Source organism: Rhodanobacter sp. G2-10, from assembly GCF_055809185.1.
The window spans coordinates 1,544,456-1,563,220 of sequence record NZ_CM147900.1; the positions used below are offsets into that span (position 1 = coordinate 1,544,456).

General features: G+C 63.9%; 19 protein-coding genes. 8 read left to right on the forward strand and 11 right to left on the reverse strand.

Annotated elements, in window-relative coordinates; all coding sequences use genetic code 11:
* Positions 1-2: 2 nt before the first annotated feature.
* Together AC0L58_RS07095 and AC0L58_RS07100 are read right to left on the reverse strand one after the other, a co-directional pair.
* On the reverse strand, positions 3-749 hold the full coding sequence (locus tag AC0L58_RS07095; RefSeq protein WP_473688044.1) for a sulfotransferase-like domain-containing protein: 747 nt from the start codon (positions 747-749) through the stop codon (positions 3-5).
* The gene (locus AC0L58_RS07100) at positions 746-1,672 is read right to left on the reverse strand and encodes an aminotransferase class IV (protein WP_473688046.1); all 927 of its coding nucleotides are present in this window, start codon (positions 1,670-1,672) and stop codon (positions 746-748) included. The genes AC0L58_RS07095 and AC0L58_RS07100 overlap by 4 nt, the downstream gene beginning before the upstream one ends.
* A 437-nt stretch (positions 1,673-2,109) precedes the next feature.
* Between AC0L58_RS07100 and AC0L58_RS07105 the strand changes: the two genes are divergently transcribed.
* Positions 2,110-2,685: a TMEM175 family protein gene (locus AC0L58_RS07105; protein WP_473688048.1), complete on the forward strand. Its 576-nt coding sequence runs from the start codon at positions 2,110-2,112 to the stop codon at positions 2,683-2,685.
* Positions 2,686-2,877: 192 nt separating this feature from the next.
* Positions 2,878-3,873 carry a c-type cytochrome gene (locus AC0L58_RS07110; RefSeq protein ID WP_473688050.1) on the forward strand — a complete coding sequence of 332 codons (996 nt, stop codon included), beginning with the start codon at positions 2,878-2,880 and terminating at the stop codon, positions 3,871-3,873.
* Positions 3,874-3,946: 73 nt separating this feature from the next.
* Here AC0L58_RS07110 and msrA read toward each other — a convergent pair whose 3' ends face one another.
* On the reverse strand, positions 3,947-4,453 hold the full coding sequence (gene msrA, locus AC0L58_RS07115; protein WP_473688052.1) for a peptide-methionine (S)-S-oxide reductase MsrA: 507 nt from the start codon (positions 4,451-4,453) through the stop codon (positions 3,947-3,949).
* Positions 4,450-4,914, reverse strand: coding sequence for a peptide-methionine (R)-S-oxide reductase MsrB (msrB, locus tag AC0L58_RS07120; protein WP_473688054.1), 465 nt, complete (start codon positions 4,912-4,914; stop codon positions 4,450-4,452). Before msrB ends, msrA begins: the two co-directional genes overlap by 4 nt.
* A 217-nt stretch (positions 4,915-5,131) precedes the next feature.
* Between msrB and bla the strand changes: the two genes are divergently transcribed.
* The gene (gene bla, locus AC0L58_RS07125) at positions 5,132-6,001 is read left to right on the forward strand and encodes a class A beta-lactamase (protein WP_473688056.1); all 870 of its coding nucleotides are present in this window, start codon (positions 5,132-5,134) and stop codon (positions 5,999-6,001) included.
* Here the strand turns inward: bla and AC0L58_RS07130 are convergent, their stop codons facing one another.
* The 4 genes from AC0L58_RS07130 to AC0L58_RS07145 form a co-directional block, all read right to left on the reverse strand.
* Positions 6,002-6,826: an NAD-dependent protein deacetylase gene (locus AC0L58_RS07130; protein ID WP_473688058.1), complete on the reverse strand. Its 825-nt coding sequence runs from the start codon at positions 6,824-6,826 to the stop codon at positions 6,002-6,004.
* Between the two features lie 102 nt (positions 6,827-6,928).
* Positions 6,929-8,524, reverse strand: a complete 1,596-nt coding sequence (gene ahpF, locus AC0L58_RS07135; RefSeq protein WP_473688060.1) for an alkyl hydroperoxide reductase subunit F — start codon at positions 8,522-8,524, stop codon at positions 6,929-6,931.
* 190 nt (positions 8,525-8,714) lie between these two features.
* Positions 8,715-9,278 (reverse strand): alkyl hydroperoxide reductase subunit C, encoded by a 564-nt coding sequence (gene ahpC, locus AC0L58_RS07140; RefSeq protein WP_473688062.1) that lies wholly within the window; start codon positions 9,276-9,278, stop codon positions 8,715-8,717.
* 166 nt (positions 9,279-9,444) lie between these two features.
* Positions 9,445-10,761, reverse strand: coding sequence for a dicarboxylate/amino acid:cation symporter (locus AC0L58_RS07145; RefSeq protein WP_473688064.1), 1,317 nt, complete (start codon positions 10,759-10,761; stop codon positions 9,445-9,447).
* Positions 10,762-10,860: 99 nt separating this feature from the next.
* Here AC0L58_RS07145 and prpB point away from each other — a divergent pair, with 99 nt between their 5' ends.
* Together prpB and prpC are read left to right on the forward strand one after the other, a co-directional pair.
* On the forward strand, positions 10,861-11,751 hold the full coding sequence (gene prpB, locus AC0L58_RS07150; RefSeq protein WP_473688066.1) for a methylisocitrate lyase: 891 nt from the start codon (positions 10,861-10,863) through the stop codon (positions 11,749-11,751).
* Between the two features lie 62 nt (positions 11,752-11,813).
* Complete coding sequence (gene prpC, locus AC0L58_RS07155; protein ID WP_473688068.1) at positions 11,814-12,965, forward strand: bifunctional 2-methylcitrate synthase/citrate synthase; 1,152 nt, start codon at positions 11,814-11,816, stop codon at positions 12,963-12,965.
* A gap of 52 nt (positions 12,966-13,017) precedes the next feature.
* Here prpC and AC0L58_RS07160 read toward each other — a convergent pair whose 3' ends face one another.
* From AC0L58_RS07160 to AC0L58_RS07170, 3 genes are all read right to left on the reverse strand, one after another.
* A complete protein-coding gene (locus AC0L58_RS07160) occupies positions 13,018-13,248 on the reverse strand; it encodes a helix-turn-helix domain-containing protein (protein WP_473688070.1) in 231 nt (76 codons plus the stop codon).
* On the reverse strand, positions 13,248-13,847 hold the full coding sequence (locus AC0L58_RS07165) for a hypothetical protein (protein WP_473688072.1): 600 nt from the start codon (positions 13,845-13,847) through the stop codon (positions 13,248-13,250). Before AC0L58_RS07165 ends, AC0L58_RS07160 begins: the two co-directional genes overlap by 1 nt.
* Before the next feature lie 65 nt (positions 13,848-13,912).
* A complete protein-coding gene (locus tag AC0L58_RS07170) occupies positions 13,913-14,593 on the reverse strand; it encodes a TerC family protein (RefSeq protein WP_473688074.1) in 681 nt (226 codons plus the stop codon).
* Positions 14,594-14,864: 271 nt separating this feature from the next.
* Between AC0L58_RS07170 and AC0L58_RS07175 the strand changes: the two genes are divergently transcribed.
* The 3 genes from AC0L58_RS07175 to AC0L58_RS07185 all read left to right on the forward strand — a co-directional run bounded on the left by AC0L58_RS07175 (position 14,865) and on the right by AC0L58_RS07185 (position 18,719).
* Positions 14,865-16,316 (forward strand): bifunctional 2-methylcitrate dehydratase/aconitate hydratase, encoded by a 1,452-nt coding sequence (locus AC0L58_RS07175; RefSeq protein ID WP_473688076.1) that lies wholly within the window; start codon positions 14,865-14,867, stop codon positions 16,314-16,316.
* 321 nt (positions 16,317-16,637) lie between these two features.
* Complete coding sequence (locus tag AC0L58_RS07180; protein ID WP_473688078.1) at positions 16,638-17,789, forward strand: OmpA family protein; 1,152 nt, start codon at positions 16,638-16,640, stop codon at positions 17,787-17,789.
* Positions 17,790-18,017: 228 nt separating this feature from the next.
* Entirely contained in the window at positions 18,018-18,719 is a 702-nt protein-coding gene (locus AC0L58_RS07185) for a pseudouridine synthase (protein WP_473688080.1), read from the forward strand.
* The last annotated feature ends 46 nt before the right edge of the window (positions 18,720-18,765 follow it).

Here is an 18,765-nt window from a genome sequence, read left to right on the forward strand (position 1 = left end):
CGTCAGCAAGCGGCAAGACCAAAGGATGAAAGCCGGTCGTAATGCGGTTGGCATTCATCGACGAGCTTGCGCTGGAAGCTGCTCAGCCGGTCCTCGTGATCCCGATACGGCGCGAAGCTGGTCGAACGCTCCACCGAGGCATACCAGTACGGTGCCCATACACCGTCAGTGGCACGCGGACCGCGCGGCCACGCCAGCATGGCGGGGCTGAAAGCAATGCCCAGCCGCGCACACAGGGCACCCAGAATACCTGCAGGATTTTTCAGTACCTCGCTGGCGTCTATCACCGGCGGCGCGGCGCCAAGCCGGTCGCAGACATGATCGAAAAGGCGAGCCTGCTGCTCGAAGCCGAGTTCCCAAGCGGCGGCATCGGGTCGCTGGATGGTGAACGAGGCCACGACCGCCGCCGGGTGGCGGATCAGGAAACAGTTGCTGACCCCGTCGAGCCAGTCCAGTGGCATGTCCGGCAACACGTGCTGGGTCATGTGCTTCTGGTACCAGATCGGCAGGTTGTCCGGGATTGGACCGGTCAGCATGGCAGCTACTGCCACGGCATCGTTCTCCTGGCTGGCAAGCACCTCGTCACGGCCGGGATGATCGACGCCGGTGGCCAGCAGGTAGTGCGCGTAGAACGGTTCGTCGATGACCGCGGTGTCCGCGCGGTTCTCCCACGCGCGCATCATCGCAGTGGAAATATTGCGTGGGCCCGACCACATGGCAATGCGCAGGGCATCGCGTGCCTCGTTCATACGCGTGGCCCTGAGCGGCTTTCCGTTTGCACCAGCGCCATGTAGAGCTGCTGCAGGCGTTCGACCATGGGGCCGCGCCGGCCGGCACCCATGCGGCGGCCATCGATTTCGTTGGCGGGCACCACGCCAGCGAAGGTGCCGGTGACGAAAGCCTCGTCGGCGCCGTAGACCTCGGTGAGGCTGAAGTTCTTCTCGAACACCGCGATGCCGTTGGCGCGGCACAACCGGATCACGTTGGCGCGGGTGATGCCGCCCAGGCAGTAGTCGCCGGTGGAAGTCCACACTTCGCCGCGCCGCACGATGAAGAAGTGGGTGGAGTTGCAGGTGGCCACGAAACCGTGCGGGTCGAGCATGAGTGCTTCGTCGTAGCCGGCCTTCTGCGCCTGGACGCAGGCGAGTATGCAATTGAGCTTGGAGTGGCTGTTGAGCTTGGGGTCCTGCACGTCGGGGGTTCCGCGACGCACGTGCACCGTGAACAGGCGGATGCCTTGCTCGATCGTGGCCGGCAGCGGCTGCTTGTACTCCGGGATGATCACGATGGTCGCCTCGCCGATGACGAAGCGCGGGTCCTGGTGCGGCGTGGCCTTGATGCCGCGGGTCACCATCAGCCGGATGTGCACGTCCGACTGCATGTGGTTGGCGCGCAAGGTGTCGACAATGCGTGTGGTGAGCTGGTCGCGATCGAGGCCGATGTCGAGGTCGATCGCGCGTGCGCCCTCGTAGAGGCGATCCAGGTGCTGGTCGAGGAAGGGCAGGCCACCCTCGTGCAGGCGCAGACCTTCCCATACGCCATCGCCCAGCACGAAGCCGCTGTCGAACACCGACACCCGTGCTTCTTGGCGTGGAAACAGTTCGCCATTGACGCTGATCAGGATTGTTTCGTTGCGTGGATCGCCCTGGTAGTCGTGCGTGCCTTTGCTCATCGGAATTGCCTCGCCGGAACCGTGCCCAGCGTACCCGTTCCTGCGCGCGACGGGTTCCCGCATCTGGAAAGATGGATGTGGCCGGATGAGCTCCTGCTGCGGGGGACGGGTGAGGGCTTGCGCGCGCGAGAGCCTCACGTCACGCGGGACGGGTTATTGGCGCACATACCTCTTTTTTCCCGGATGAATTGTGGGTACGGTACGGGGGAACGGGGCAGCGGCAGAACGATGTCGACGCATGCTGTTTCGCTTCATTTCAACTCTGGCGAGACAGGCCGTGGATGCCATCATCCGCTGATCGAACCCAGGCGAACTTCCTGAGTTGATCGTGTGGGGAGAATCGGGGCGCCGCGATCGCGGCTGTGCCTGACGGCGTGGCTGGAGGACGGCACAAGCTCTGGTGGTTGCTCCCGGATCAATCCGAAAGAAGGTGTCGAATGGGCAAGGGCAGGCTGGAAGCGTTCAGCGATGGTGTCATCGCGATCATCATCACCATCATGGTGCTGGAACTGAAAGTGCCAACCGGGCACTCGATGAAGGACCTGTTGCCGCTGGCGCCGGTGATGCTCAGCTACGTGCTCAGCTTCGTCTATGTGGGCATCTACTGGAACAATCACCACCACATGCTTTCGACCAGCCATCGGGTGTCCGGCGCCGTGTTGTGGGCCAACTTGCACCTGCTGTTCTGGCTGTCGCTGTTTCCATTCACCACCGCCTGGATGGGCGAGAGTCATCACGCAATGCCGCCGACCGTGGCTTACGGGGTGGTGCTGCTGATGGCGGCGATCGCGTATGTGATCCTGCAACAACGCCTGATCGCGGTGGATGGCACCGGCTCCGTGCTTCGTCAGGCGATCGGTTCGGACTGGAAGGGCAAGATCTCGCCGGTGCTCTACGTGACGGGCATCGCGCTGGCCTTCTGGCGGCCGTGGGCGGCGCAGCTGCTGTATGCGCTGACGGCGATGCTGTGGTTGATCCCGGACCGGCGCATCGAGCAAGCCATCGAGCGCTGATTGGCTGGCGTGGCGTGGCCGCCCTGGTACCTTCCCTGGCAATCTTGTGCGAGCCGCCGGGTGCCGGAAAGTTGCGCGCCGACGCGACCTTTTCCTTTTTCAGGTCGCCCGTCGTAGGATGCTGCCGGTCGGGCGTCCGGCAGTGCCGGAGGCCCTGATAGGAAGGGGCTGCAAGCAACGAGGGTCAACCACATGAAGGTGCGTCTTCAGGCGGGGCGGGCTGGGTGGTGGCTGTATGTGGCGCTGGCAGGCCTGCCGGCATGGGCGGCAGGCGCTGGCCTGACGGTTGACTCGCATGCGCAGATGCGTGCGGCGATGGACTGGTTGGCAACTCCCTGGAGCGACGCCCAACAAGAGGCCCTGCAGGCAGGTCGGCCTCCGGTTGACCCGATGGCGCTGATGCACGTGCCGGGTAGTGCCCGCAGCTACACTCAAAAACAGCTCCAGTCCCAGGTGCCGGACTGGTGGCCGCAGGATCATCCGCGGATGCCGGCGATCGTGGCCCGTGGCGATGACAAGGCCATGCCCTGCGCGGAGTGCCATGGACCCACCGGGACCGGCATTTCCCATACAGCCACGTTGACCGGATTGCCCTCCGGCTACATCCAGGAACAGTTTCGTGCATTTCGTGACGGTTCGCGTGCCAACGACGAGATGCATGTCGAGGCGACCCACGTGGACGACGCGGACCTGAAGCAGGCTGCCGCGTATTTCTCTGCACTGCATCTAGCCTCGAGCCGGGTCCGGATCGTCCAGACGGCGCGGGTGCCGAAAACGCACGTCGAATCGTGGATGCTGTTACCTGACAAGGGTGGACAGTCCGAACCGATCGGCGACCGGATCATCGAGCTGCCGATCAACCCGGAACTGGTGGAAATGGGCGACGGGCATGCGCGCTTTGTCGCCTACGTGCCGCCGGGCAGCCTCGCACGGGGTCGCCTGCTTGCTTCCACCGGCGCAGGCAAGACCACTGGTTGCACGACATGCCATGGCCCGGATCTTCACGGAGTGGCCGACATTCCCCCGCTGGCCGGTCGTTCGCCAACCTATCTCACCCGGCAACTTGTGCAATTCGCGTTGGGATACCGACATAGCGAAGCGACTCTGCCCATGCAGCAGGTGGTCTCGCGCCTCACGTTGAAGGACATGATTTCGGTTTCGGCCTACGCCGCATCACTCAAGCCCTGAGTGCGGGAAGTCATCCGGAGAACCGACCTGCGAAAGGGAGCAGGACACAGTGCATCTCCCGACCGGTCATGTACTAGGCGCGGCGCGGCAGCTTCCAGCCCGGTCGGACGAAGTGGCAGGTATAGCCGCCGGGGTAATGCTGCAGGTAGTCCTGGTGCTCCGGCTCTGCCTCCCAGAAATCACCAGCCGGCGCCAGCTCGGTGACCACCTTGCCTGGCCAGAGACCCGACGCATCCACGTCGGCGATGGTGTCTTCGGCCACGCGCTTTTGCTCTTCGCCGGTGTAGAAAATGGCTGAGCGGTAGCTGGGGCCACGATCATTGCCCTGCCGGTTCGGCGTGCTCGGATCGTGGATCTGGAAAAAAAACTCCAGCAGGGTTCGGTAGCTGATCCGCTGCGGGTCGAAGGTGATCTCGATGGCCTCGGCGTGCGTGCCATGGTGACGGTAGGTGGCGTTGGGCACATCGCCGCCGGAGTAGCCCACGCGGGTGGACAGCACGCCGGGCTGCTGGCGAATCAGTTCCTGCATACCCCAGAAGCAGCCGCCGGCCAGAACGGCTCGTTCGATCGGGTTGCTCATGCGACCGGCTCTCGATGATTGGCATCGAACAGCTTGCGGTACTCGCCGTAACCCTCGCTTTCGAGCTGGTCGACGGGAATGAAGCGCAGCGAGGCGGAGTTGATGCAGTAGCGCAGGCCGCCGGTCTCGCGAGGGCCGTCCGGAAAGACGTGACCGAGGTGGCTGTCGCCGTCTCGGGAACGCACTTCGGTGCGGCTCATGCCGTGGCTGTCGTCGCGCTTTTCGACCACGTGCTCGCTCTGCAGCGGACGCGTGAAACTGGGCCAGCCGCAGCCGCTCTCGAACTTGTCGAGCGACGTGAACAGCGGCTCGCCGGAGACAATGTCCACATAAAGCCCGGGCGCCTTGTTGGCGTTGTAGAGATTGTCGAAGGGACGTTCGGTGGCGGCCTGCTGGGTGACCCGGTATTGCTCGGGCGTGAGGCGGGCGACGGCTTCGGGGGTCTTGGAATAGTTCGACATGGCAGTCTCGCAGGTGAAGGTCAGGCGTGTTCGCCACACACACTGTCGGCAACACATATACATGGGGTTCGCTGGGACCGACCCAAGGTTACCTGCGCGCAGGCTGCAGTCAGAGACTTGCCATGAAACGGCCATGTATCGTGCCGTGGATCGCCCGATCCCGTGCCCAGCATGATCCAGCTTGCTGTTCCCCCACAACTGACATCGAGGTAGCTGCGTGAATCGTCGAGATCTGCTCAAGAATGGCCTGTTTGGCGCATCTGCGCTCATCCTGCATCCACTGGTGTCGCGTGCCGCAGGCGAGCCGGGTGCCGCGGCCCGCCTGGCGGCGCTGCAACGCCGCCATGGTGGGCGGCTTGGCGTGGCCATGCTCGATACCGGCTCGGGCCGTCGTATCGCGCAGCGTGGCGACGAACGCTTCCTGTTGTGCAGCACGTTCAAGGTGCTGGCGGTGGCCGCCGTATTGGCGCGGGTCGACGCCGGCAAGGAGCAGTTGGATCGGCGCATCGTCTTTGGGCCGGACGTTCTGCTTGACTATGCACCGGTGACCCGCCAGCACGTCGGCGCGCCAGGCATGACGGTGGCTGCGTTGTGCATGGCGGCGATCACGCTGAGTGACAACACTGCTGCCAATCTGCTGTTGACCAGCTTGGGCGGGCCGGCGGCAGTGACGCGGTTCGTGCGCGGCCTGGGTGATGCGGTGACACGACTTGATCGCATGGAGCCCGAACTCAACGACGCCAGTCCCGGCGACATACGCGACACCACCACGCCGAACGCGATGCTCGACACGTTGCAGCGATTGCTGCTGGGGCATGTGTTGAGCGAGGCGTCGCGCGAACGGCTGGCCGGTTGGCTGCGTGATTGCACCACCGGCCTCGACAGGCTGCGCGCCGGCGTGCCCGCCGACTGGCGGGCAGGCGACAAGACGGGCAGCGGCCACGGCCAGAGTAACGATGTGGCGATTTTTCATCCGCCACGGCGTGCCCCGATCCTGGTGACGGCCTACTACGTCGGTTCGTCGCTGGACGGCAAGCAGCGCAGCAAGGTGTTGGCCGAAGTCGGACGCATCGTCGCGACGATCTGATCAGTTCGCGGCCAAGCGCCCGGATGCGAGCACGAAGGCGAGGGCATCGCTGCAGGAGGCATCGACCTTGAGGCTGAGCAGCGCATCGGCACGGGTGCGCCCCAGGGTCAGCGCCGCCACCGGCTTGCCGGCTTTCGCCGCTGCCTGCACGAAGCGGTAGCCGGAATAGACCATCAGCGATGAGCCGACCACCAGTACGGCATCGGCCGCGTGCCAGGCTTGCGTGGCCGCATCGACCCGGTCTCGCGGCACGCCCTCGCCGAAGAACACCACGTCGGGCTTCACGATGCCGCCGCAACGCGGACACGGCGGTATCTCGAAGCGCGCGAAGTCCTGGTCCTCCAGGTCGGCGTCGCCGTCCGGGGCGATGGCGGCATCGAACTGCAGCCAGGCCGGATTGCGTTCGACCAGCTGCTGCTGGAAATCATCACGCGGCAAGCGCCAGTCGCAGGCCATGCAGCGCACTTCATCGAGTCGGCCGTGCAGGTCGACGACTCGCTTGCTGCCGGCGCGCTGGTGCAGACGGTCGACGTTCTGGGTTACCAGCAGCTCGATCTGTTCCCGATGCTCAAGCTTTGCCAGGGCTCGGTGCGCGGTGTTTGGCAGGGCGCGACCAAAGTGCGGCCACCCGATCAAGCTGCGCGCCCAGTAGCGCTGGCGAGTAGCTGGTTCGTGCATGAAGGCCTGAAGCGTCACCGGCGGTGCGCGCTTCCACTGGCCCTCGCGGTCCCGATAGTCCGGGATGCCGGAGTCGGTGCTGACGCCGGCGCCGGTGAGCACGAACAAGCGCGGATGGGTTTCGATGAACTGCTGCAGCGGGGTCATGTCTTTCAAGCCGGATGACGTGCCCTGAGGCTGGCCGTCCGAGCATAGCCGAACCGGCAACCAGCTTCGCGGCGTGTGCCGAGGGCTGCCGCGGTCATCGAATCAGGCAGCCTCAGTCTGGACGGTGGCCGTCGCCGGCAGCGGGCTGCGGATGATGTGATCGAAGGCACTGAGTGCCGCCGTGGAACCGGCACCCATCGCCACCACGATCTGCTTGTACGGCACGGTGGTGGCGTCGCCGGCGGCAAACACGCCCGGCAGCGAGGTCTGGCCACGGTCGTCAATCACGATCTCGCCGCGGGGCGAAAGCTCGATCGTGCCCTTCAACCATTCCGTGTTCGGCAGCAAACCGATCTGCACGAAGATGCCGTCAAGCTCGAGACTGTGCATCACGCCATCGACGCGATCCTTGTAGACCAAACCGTTCACTCGCTGGCCGTCGCCCAGCACTTCGGTGCTGTGCGCGCTGACGATGACGTCGACATTCGGCAGGCTGCGCAACTTGCGCTGCAGGACTTCGTCGGCGCGCAGCTTGCTGTCGAATTCGACCAGGGTGACATGGGCCACGATGCCGGCCAGGTCGATTGCCGCCTCGACGCCGGAGTTGCCCCCGCCGATCACCGCCACGCGCTTGCCCTTGAACAGCGGGCCGTCGCAATGCGGGCAGTAGGCCACGCCCTTGTTGCGGTATTCGTCCTCGCCGGGCACGCCCATCTGGCGCCAGCGCGCGCCGGTGGAGAGGACGACCGTCTTCGACTTCAGCGTGGCGCCGTTGGCCAGCTGGATCTCGACCAGACCGCCCGTGGCATCGCTGGCGGGAATCAGTTTTTCCGCACGCTGCAGGTTCATCACATCCACGTCGTATTCGCGGACGTGCTGCTCGAACGCGGCGGCAAACTTGGGGCCTTCGGTATAGGTCACCGAGATGAAGTTCTCGATGCCCATCGTGTCCAGCACCTGGCCACCGAATCGTTCGGCCGCCAGACCAGTGCGAATACCCTTGCGCGCGGAATAGATCGCCGCTGCGGCGCCAGCCGGACCACCGCCGACCACCAGCACGTCGAACGCCTCCTTGGCCTTGAGCTTCCCGACTTCGCGGACGCTTGCGCCAGTGTCCAGTTTCGCGACGATTTGCTCGAGGGTCATACGGCCTTGGTCAAACGCCTCGCCGTTGAGAAAGATGGCCGGCACCGACATCACCTGACGGGCCTCGACTTCGTCCTGGTACAGCGCGCCGTCGATCGCCACGTGCCGGATACGCGGGTTGAGCACACTCATCAGGTTCAGCGCCTGCACCACGTCGGGGCAGCTCTGGCAGGACAGCGAGAAATAGGTCTCGAAGCGGAAATCGCCGTCGAGTTTGCGCACCTGTTCGATGGTATCGGCCGCGGCCCTGGACGGGTGGCCGCCGACCTGCAGCAAGGCCAGCACCAGCGAGGTGAACTCGTGGCCCAACGGGATGCCGGCGAAACGCACGCCGATGTCGGTGCCGACGCGGTTGATCGCGAACGAGGGCTTGCGCGCGTCGCCGTCGTCACGACGCAGGCTGATCTTGTCCGACAGCGCAGCGATCTCATGCAGCAGTTCGTCCAACTCACGCGACTTGGCGCTGTCGTCCAGCGAAGCGACCAGTTCGATCGGCTGGGTCAGCTTCTCCAGATAGGAGTGCAACTGCGATTTGAGGGTTGCGTCGAGCATGGCGAACACTCCGAAAGGGGATGCGGGGGAACACGAGGCGGGGATGGGACGCTTGGGACAGCGGCCGGCGCCGGGGGGAGGGCGGCCTGCGGGGGGAGGACAGGCCGGGCACGGGCCGCTGGCACAAGCATCCTGGGTGGAACCCGGGCGCCGCGGCGCCCGGGTTCGATACAACGTGACGCGGGGAAAATCAGATCTTGCCGACCAGATCCAGCGACGGCGCGAGGGTCTTGTCGCCCTCCTTCCACTTCGCCGGGCACACTTCATTCGGATGGGCGGCCACATACTGGGCGGCCTTGACCTTGCGCAGCAGCTCGCTGGCATCGCGGCCGATGCCGCCGGCGTTGATCTCGACGATCTGGATCTTGCCTTCCGGATCGATCACGAAGGTGCCGCGGTCGGCCATGCCGGCGTCTTCGATCAGCACGTCGAAATTGCGCGAGATGGCATGGGTCGGATCGCCGATCATGGTGTATTCGATCTTCTTGATCGCATCGGACGTGTCATGCCACGCCTTGTGCGAGAAGTGCGTGTCGGTGGAGACGCTGTAGATTTCCACGCCCATCTTCTTGAACTCGGCGTAGTTGTCGGCCAGGTCTTCAAGTTCGGTCGGGCAGACAAAGGTGAAGTCGGCCGGGTAGAAGAACACGACGGACCACTTGCCCTTCAAGTCGGCCTCGGTGACTTCGATGAACTTGCCGCTCTTGAACGCCTGGGCCTTGAAAGGTTTCACTTCGGTATTGATCAGGGACATCTTTGCTTGCTTCCCGTGGTGGTTGAAGAATGTGGATCATGCTACGACCCTCGGGGCGATATATCCAATTGATTATTGGCATCGCTTCGATTGGCTGTGGCTATCCATATGTAGGATCACACAGGGCGGCTTCAAGCCCCGTGAAGCCGCGGGAACAAATCTGGGCCTAAGGAGAGGCGGCGAGGCGGTCGCGCAGCTGATGATCGACCACCGCGGCAGTGACGATGTCGCTGCCCACGTTCACCGTGGTGCGCAACATGTCCAGGATGCGATCGACCCCGATGATGATGCCGATGCCTTCAGGCGGCACGCCAAAGGTCGCCAGCAGGCCGGCGATCAGCGGCAACGAGCCGCCGGGAATGCCGGCCACCGCCACCGCGCTCAATACGGCCAGCAGCATCAGGATGGCCTGGTGGACCAGAGTGAGCTCGACGCCGAAGGCCTGTGCCACGAACAACACCACGCAGCCTTCGAACAAGGCGGTGCCGCTCATGTTCATGGTGGCGCCCAGCGGCAGCACGAAGCCGGCGGTGCTGGGGGACAGCTTGAGATCGTCATGCGCGGTGGCCAGTGCGGCGGGCAGGGTGGCACTGCTCGAGCTGGTCGAGAAGGCGGTGATCAGCAGCGGACGCACCTGCCGGAAGAACGCCAGCGGCGAGCGATGCGCCAGGAAGCGCAGCCACACGGACATCGTGCCGAACAGGTGCAGCATCAGCGCTACCGCGCAACCGATCACGAAAACCGACAGGGTCAACAGGATGTCCAGGCCGACCTTGACGATCACGCTGTAGATCAAGGCCGGCACGGCATACGGAGCCAGTCGCAGCGCAAAGCCGACGATGCCGGTCATGACCTCGCTGATCATGTCCAGTGCGCCTTGCAGCTTGAGGCGTTTGTCTTCAGGCAGCTTGGTCGCCGCAGCACCCACCAGGATCGCGAACAGGATCAGAGGCAGCACATCGCCCAGCGAACCGCGGCTGTTGCCGACGAAGGCGCCGAACAGGTTGCGCGGCATGAACATCTCGACCACGGTCGCAAAGCTCATGCCAGGCTGGCTGGCCTTGGTGTCGACGGCCTGCATCGCGCTGCCGCCGTACTCCTGCATCAGTAGCGCCTGCGCGTCGGCAGCCAAGTGATGGCCGGGCTGCAGCAGGTTCATCATCAGCAGGCCGAGCGCGACGGCGATCAGCATGTTGGCCACGAACAGACCGAAGGTACGTCCGGCCAGCGGCCCCAGCTTGCCCAGGTCACCGAGCTGCGCCACACCGGAAGCAAGCGATGCGAATACCAGCGGGATCACCACGAAGAACAGCATGCGCAGGAAGATCTGCCCGAAGGGGTCGAGCACGGCGACCGACACCTTGCGCATCACGTCCAGTACCGGCGGGAATATTTCGCCGACGCCGAGGGTGATCAAGGCGGCGACCACGCCGATGGCGAGTCCCCAGAGGATGCGTGTGGCCAGCGGTCTGGAATTGGTCATGGGGCGAATGTACGTGGCCGTTGCCGGTTCGTCACCCCCCGAAGCGCGTCGGGTGGATCTTCGCGATGCGCTAAAATGCCGGTTTTACGCGGAGGTGTCATGGCACAGACAGCATCCCCCGGCGCGCGCTTCCGCGCGGCCGTCGCCGAGGAACAGCCACTGCAGGTGGTCGGCACGATCACCGCGTATGCAGCGCGGATGGCGCAGCGCACGGGTTTCAAGGCGATCTACCTGTCCGGTGGTGGTGTGGCGGCCAACTCGCTGGGCATGCCGGACCTGGGCATCAGCTCGATGGAGGACGTGCTCACCGACATCCGCCGGATCACCGACGTTTGCGATTTGCCGCTGCTGGTCGATGTGGACACGGGCTGGGGCGGGGCGTTCAATATCGCCCGCACGGTGCGCTCGCTGATCAAGGCAGGCGCCGGCGCGCTGCATATCGAGGACCAGGTGGCAGCCAAGCGTTGCGGCCACCGGCCGGGCAAGGCGATCGTGTCGAAGGACGAGATGGTCGACCGGGTCAAGGCGGCGGTGGATGCGCGCAGCGACGACCAATTCGTGATCATGGCGCGCACGGATTCGATCGCGGTGGAGGGCCTGGAGGCGGCAATCGAGCGCGCGCTCGCGTGTGTCGAGGCCGGTGCCGACATGATCTTCCCTGAGGCCATTTACACGCTGGAGCAGTACCGCCAGTTCAAGGCGGCGGTGAAGGTCCCGATCCTGGCCAACATCACCGAATTCGGCATGACTCCGTTGTTCACCCGCGAGGAGCTCGCCGGTGCCGATGTCGACATCATCCTGTACTGCTGCGGCGCCTATCGCGCCATGAACAAGGCGGCGCTGAATTTCTACGAGACCGTGCGTCGGGACGGCACGCAGCAAGCGGCCGTGCCCACGATGCAGACGCGCGAGGAGTTGTACGACTATCTCGACTACCACGCCTACGAGCGCAAACTTGACGACCTGTTCGGCGGTGGCAAGCCGGGCTGACTGACCTTTCTACGTCCACGGGATGGCCCGTCGACGCATCTTTCTCGATCGAGGTTCCCACGATGAGCGAAACGACCAAGTCCATGCCCAAACCCAAGAAATCGGTTGCCCTCTCCGGCGTGGCCGCCGGCAACACCGCGCTGTGCACCGTGGGCCGCAGCGGCAACGACCTGCACTACCGCGGTTACGACATCCATGACCTGGCGGCGAAGGGCTGCTTCGAGGAAGTGGCCTACCTGCTGGTGCATGGCGTCTTGCCGACCTGGACCGAACTGCAGAACTACAAGGCCCGGCTCAAGCGGCTGCGCGGCCTGCCGGCGCCGGTGAAGGCGGCGATGGAGCTGCTGCCGGCCGCCACCCACCCGATGGACGTGCTGCGTACCGGTTGTTCGGTACTCGGTAACGTGCTGCCGGAGAAGGATGACCATAACGCCACCGGAGCGCGGGAAATCGCCGACCGACTGATGGCCAGCTTCGGCTCCATGCTGCTGTACTGGTATCACTTCAGCCACAACGGCAAGCGCATCGAGACCGAGACCAGGGACGACTCGATCGCCGCGCATTTCCTGCACCTGCTGCATGGCCAACCGCCCAGTGAACTGCACGCCCACGCGCTGGATAAGTCGCTGGTGCTGTACGCCGAGCACGAATTCAATGCGTCGACTTTTGCCGCGCGTGTCATCGCCGGTACCGGTTCGGACATGTATTCCGCGATCACCGGTGCGATCGGCGCCCTGCGCGGCCCCAAGCACGGCGGCGCCAACGAAGTGGCGATGGAGATCATCTCGCGCTATCGCAGCGCCGACGAGGCGGAAGCCGACATCCGGGCCCGCGTGGAGCGCAAGGAGATCATCATCGGTTTCGGTCATCCGGTGTACACGGTCTCCGACCCGCGCAACGAGATCATCAAGGAGATCTCGCGCAAACTCTGCACCGACGGCGGCAACCCGACCCTGTTCGACGTGTCGGAGCGGATCGAGCAGGTGATGGCCCAGGTCAAGAAGATGTTCCCCAATCTGGACTGGTTCTCGGCCAGCACCTACCACATGATGGGCGTGCCCACGGCGATGTTCACGCCGCTCTTCGTGATCTCGCGCACCGCCGGCTGGAGCGCGCACGTGATCGAGCAGCGCCAGGACGGCAAGATCATCCGTCCCAGCGCCAACTACACCGGCCCGGAGGATCTGGCCTACGTGCCGATCGACAAGCGCTGAGAGCTGCCTGATAGAGCGAGAACAATGGCGCCGTTAGGCGCCATTGTTCGTTTCAGGGCAGGGCGGGATCGGCTTGATCGTCCGCGACATACTCGAGCAGATCGCCCGGCTGGCAATCCAGCGCGGCGCAGATTGCCTCGAGCGTTCCGAAGCGCACCCCTTTCACCTTGCCCTGCTTGAGCAGTGACAGATTTGCCTCGGTGATCCCTATGGTGGCCGCCAGATCCTTGGACTTCATCTTGCGCCGGGCCAGCATCACGTCTACCTGCACGATGATCGGCATCAGACGAACTCCCGGTTTTCCTCGGCCGCGCGGGCGCCTTCGCCTATCACGTCCGCGACGACATAGGCCAGGATGGCGGCGACGAAGGTCCCCCAGAAGCCGAGGCTGAAGCTGAAGTCGTATCCCTTGAGCTGACTGGCGGCGATCAGCCCGGCCGCGAAACCGATCACGATATTGGCGACCAGCGCACGGCCCAGCCACAGGAAGCGACGGGCCACGAGGAAACTGAGCGGGGGCTGTGTGTACAACGCGTAACCAAGTCGGCGCAGGCACACGATCGGAGCCAGGTTGGCGGCCAGCGTCAGCAGCCATGCCAAGACGAGTGCGGGCGCATCGATCGGCTTGCTCGCCGCCGCCCAATGCCAGTACTTCAGGAAATGTTGCGACAACGGAGCATCGTTGGAGGGGGTGCCGGAGGCGCGCCAGACAACCAGGGCAATCACCAGCCACCAGATCACCACGAAAAAACCGAGCAGGCTGGCCAGCGACATCAGGTTGCGTGCGCGACGCCGGGTACGGGTGAGGGTGCTATCGGCAGATGGGCCGCGCTGCTTGCTGAAAAAGCTCCGCAAGGAGTGACTTCCGGTGTCGATCGGCATGAGCTTGTTTCCTGTTGGCGACGATGAATTATCATAAAACAATAATTAATCATCACGCAACAGTTTTAGCCCTGCTTTGCTCGTTGCCGCTGTTCGGCCCACCAACCCAGCGCGCAGATACCGATCACCAGCGCCGCGTCCAGCGCCCACACGGCCCATGGATAGCTGTCGAACCACGGGCGCAGTAAATGATCGCTGGAGATCATCCGGGCGGATGTCCAGGCGATCGCCGCGGCGCCGATATAGATGATGATCGGGAACCGTTCCATGAGCTTCAGGATCAGGGTGGATCCCCATACGATCAGCGGCACGGTGATAAGCAGGCCGATGATGACGAGGCCCAGGTGGCCCTTGGAAGCGCCTGCAATGGCGAGCACATTGTCCAGGCCCATCAGGGCGTCCGCTACGATGATGGTGCGCAGCGCTTGCCAGAAGGTATGCGCGACGCGAATCTCGGGATCGTCCTCGGCGCGATGGCGGAGCAAATTCCAGGCAATCGGCAGCAACAGCACGCCGCCCGCCAGAAGCAGTCCCGGGAGCTTCAGCAGGTACACCACACCGGCGGTGAGCAGGAAGCGCACCGCGATAGCCCCGAACGTACCCCAGAATATGGCCTTTTTCTGGAGTGCCTTCGGCAGACGGCTGGCCGCCATCGCGATGACTATGGCGTTGTCGCCCGCCAGCACGAGGTCAAGGAGGATGATGGCCAGCAGGCCTGAGATGAAATCGGGATGGAAGAGATCCATGCAGCGTTCCTTGGCGCGTCCAGACAATGCGGCAGCCACGGACGCGCGCGGCCCGTGACCACCACAAAAGTCTCGCTCGCAACCAAGGCTGCCGCAGTGACCGGGGCGAGGCGTCGCCCGTGCTGACGATCACTGCACCGTGGCGAGGAGCGCCACGGGAACTACTCCCTTTCGAGGGTGCAGTGATTGTCGGGTTGGCGGGCCCTCGCGGTCAAGGCACGCCCGGCGGCAGTCGGCTAAAATGTCCGTTTTCCCCGCCGCGAGATTCAACATGAGTGCGCACGACATCCGTTCTGCCGTCCGTCCCGATCCCGACCAGCCGCTGGTCGACATCGCCGATTACGTGGTCGACTACCAGATCGACTCGAAGGAGGCCTACGACACCGCGCGCTACATGCTGCTCGACTCCCTGGGCACCGCGATGCTGGCGATGAAGTTCCCCGAATGCGTCAAGCATCTGGGGCCGCTGGTACCGGGCGCCACGCTGCCTGGCGGCGCGCGCGTACCGGGTACCAGCCATGAGCTGGATCCGGTGCAGGCGGCGTTCGCGATCGGCACCCAGATCCGCTGGCTGGATTTCAACGATACCTGGCTGGCCGCCGAATGGGGCCATCCGTCGGACAACCTCGGCAGCATCCTGGCCGTGGGCGACTACCTCAGCCGCCAGGCCGAGCGGGAAGGCGGCCGACCTCTGACCGTGCGCGACGTGCTGGGCTATGCGATCAAGGCACACGAAATCCAGGGCTGCTACGCCTTGCTCAACAGTTTTAACCGGGTGGGCCAGGATCATGTGATCCTGGTGCGGCTGGCTTCCACCGCGGTCGCCACAGCGATGCTCGGCGGCAACAAGGAGCAGATCACCTCGGCCGTGTCGCACAGCTGGATCGACAACGGCGCATTGCGCACCTATCGCCACGCGCCGAACACCGGCCCGCGCAAGAGCTGGGCTGCCGGCGATGCCTGCCGTCGCGCGGTCACCCACGCGATCAATGCGGTCTATCGCGGCGTGGTTGGCTACCCGTCGGCGCTGTCGGCCAAGACCTGGGGCTTCTACGACGTGGCATTCGGCGGCAAGCCGTTCGAGTTCGAGCGTCCGTTCGGCAGTTACGTGATGGAGAACGTGCTGTTCAAGATCAGCTACCCGGCCGAATTCCACGCGCAGACGGCGGTGGAGTGCGCCATGCAGTTGCATGGCGAAGTCGCCGGCAAGCTCGATCAGATCGAGAAGATCGTGATCGAGACCCAGGAAGCCGGTTGCCGCATCATCGACAAGACCGGCCCGCTGGCCAACTACGCCGATCGCGACCACTGCATCCAGTACATGGTGGCGGTGCCGCTGATCTTCGGCCAGCTGGTGGCCAGCGACTACAACGACGATGTGGCCGCCGACCCGCGCATCGACGCCCTGCGCGACAAGATGACGGTGACCGAAAATCCGCAGTTCACGCGGGATTACTTCGATCCGGCCAAGCGCTACATCGGCAACTCGGTGCAGGTGTTCTTCAAGGACGGCAGCAGCACGGAAAAAGTGTCGATCGATTATCCGATCGGTCACCGCAAGCGGCGCGCCGAGGGCATCCCGGTGCTGCTGCAGAAATTCGAGGCGGCGATGCGCGGGCACCTGCCGGCACATCAGGTCCAGGCGATCATGGACGCGACCAGCGACCCGGCCAGTCTGGATGCAATGCCTTTACAGCAGTTTCTGCGGCTCTTCACATTGTAGGCACGGTCAATATGGATGATCGGCGCGGGTGGACTGACCTTCGATTTGCTGGTGACGGGGTGATTTCCGGGCACCGGTCCTTCGGCGACGCCCTTCAGTCCGGCTTGATCCCTACCTGAACGGAGTATCACCGAATGTTATTGGTTGGTAGTTGAAAGTGCTGATGGCTTAACGTTTTTGCTACAATGTGTGCGGCCTGTCACAACTTGCTAAGAGGCTGGGGTTGGTGAAGGCCGAAGTAATTGTTAATTGAAGTTCTGACGCGCGACTTCCGGTGGGGGTCGAACGGACGCGAAATCCTAATAATTGAGGAGACACCTGATGAAACGTAAGGGCTTGTATTTTCTGATTGCGCTGGCCCTGGGCGGCGTGGGTGCCGTTCATGCGCAAGACACCAGTGCCGCGCCCGCCGACTCGTCCAGCAGAATGGCGACTTCGTCCTATGACGGGCGCTGGTATATCGCCCCGACCGTGGGTGGCTATGTCAACGACAACGAGCGCAACACCAACAGCCGCCAGATCTATTACGGTCTGGGTTTCGGTCGATTCCTTTCGCCGAACATGTCGCTCGATGTGTTCGCGGATCGCACCAAGCGGAGAATGGACAATGGTCCCGCCAACGGCGGTGGTCACAGCTCCAACTCCTGGGCCAGCACGGCGATCGGCGTTGCGGCGCGCTTCTATGCGGGTGACTGGAACGCATGGCGCCCCTACGGCCTCGTCGGCGTGATGGGCAGCCATCATCAGAACATGAATGACAATGGCTGGGGTCCGGCTGCGGAACTTGGCGGTGGTCTGTCCAAGACGGTCAGCGACAGCTCGGACATTCGTCTGGAAGCCGGCTATCGTTTCGAGTGGGACAAGGACACCAACCCGAACAACAGCAGCTACGGTGACTGGTTTGTCGGCTTCAGCGTGGTGTCGCGCTTTGGCGCGCCAGCCGCCGCCCCGGCTCCGGTCGCGGTCGCCCCGGCTCCGGTTCAGCCCGATTGCTCCACGCTCGACAGCGACAATGACGGTGTGAACGACTGCGAAGACAAGTGCCCGGCTACGGCTGCCGGTACGATCGTCGGGCCGGATGGTTGCCCGCAGAAGGTCGTGATCGATCTGCGTGGTGTGAACTTCAAGTTCGACCGTCCGAAGGTTGGCGAAACCGACATTTCCAAGTCGCTGGCCGAGCCGACTGCCGATTCCATCTCGGTGCTGAACCAGGCCGTCGATACCCTGCAGCGTTACCCGCAGGTGCATGTGACGGTTGCCGGTTACACCGACTCCAAGGGTACTGACGCGTACAACCAGAAGCTGTCGGAGCGTCGCGCCAAGATCGTGTACGACTACCTGACCAGCCACGGCATCGACGCCAGCCGCCTGGAAGGCCCGATCGGCCACGGTGAGAACGACCCGATCGGTGACAATGACACCGACGCCGGTCGTGCACAGAACCGTCGCACGGAGTTGCAGGTCAAGCAGTAATCGAACCTTGCTGAAGTAGTATGAAAAGCCCGGCTTCGGCCGGGCTTTTTTTATTATCCGGATGGAAAGCGTACTGACGTAAATTCCTCCTGTTCTCCAGCGCGATCACAAACCCCGTTTCGACTCCGCTTAAACGCCGACCTGCCGCAAATGCCTCGACAGCCGCCCCGACCCCCTCGTTCGACGGTGTCTTCGGTTCAGACACCGAGACACGGTCTGGCTCGCGTGATGTCGAAACTTGGTGTCTGTTCGCGCAGTCGTGCAGAGCAATGGGTTCGTGCGGGGCGGGTAAGCGTGGACGGTCGCGTAATCCTTGATCCGTATCATCCGACCCTCATCAACCGGCAGACGATTGCAGTTGACGGACAGGCGGTGGAGTCGGCCGAGAGCGTCTATGTCGCTTTCAACAAGCCGCGTGGGCTGGTGGTGAGTGCTTCCGATGAACAGGGTCGGGCCACTGTGTACACGGCGCTAGCCAAGGCCGGGCTGCCATGGCTGGGGCCGGTAGGTCGGCTGGACAAGGCGAGTGAAGGGTTGTTGCTGCTCAGCAATGACACGGGCTGGGCCGCAGCCATCACCGATCCCGTCAGCCATCTGGAAAAAACCTACCATGTGCAGGTGTCCGGACAGCCGGATGCGGCCATGCTGGCTGCCATGCAGTCGGGTATTGTTGATGCAGGTGAGAAGCTCAAGGTTCGGCGTGCGACCTTGTTGCGTGCGGGTGATCGGAACGCGTGGCTCGAGATCGTGCTGGACGAAGGGCGCAACCGACATATCCGCCGGTTGTTGGCTGCACTGGGTTTCGACGTGAAACGCTTGATCCGGGTCGCGATCGGTCCGCTGCCGCTGGGCGATTTGCCGAAGGGTCACTGGCGACAGTTGAGCGCAGACGAAGCGCGTTCGCTCACGACGCCTTCGACCCGTCGGTAGCACTCCGCCGGCAACCGATGCTCGCCGAACACCGAACACCGAACAC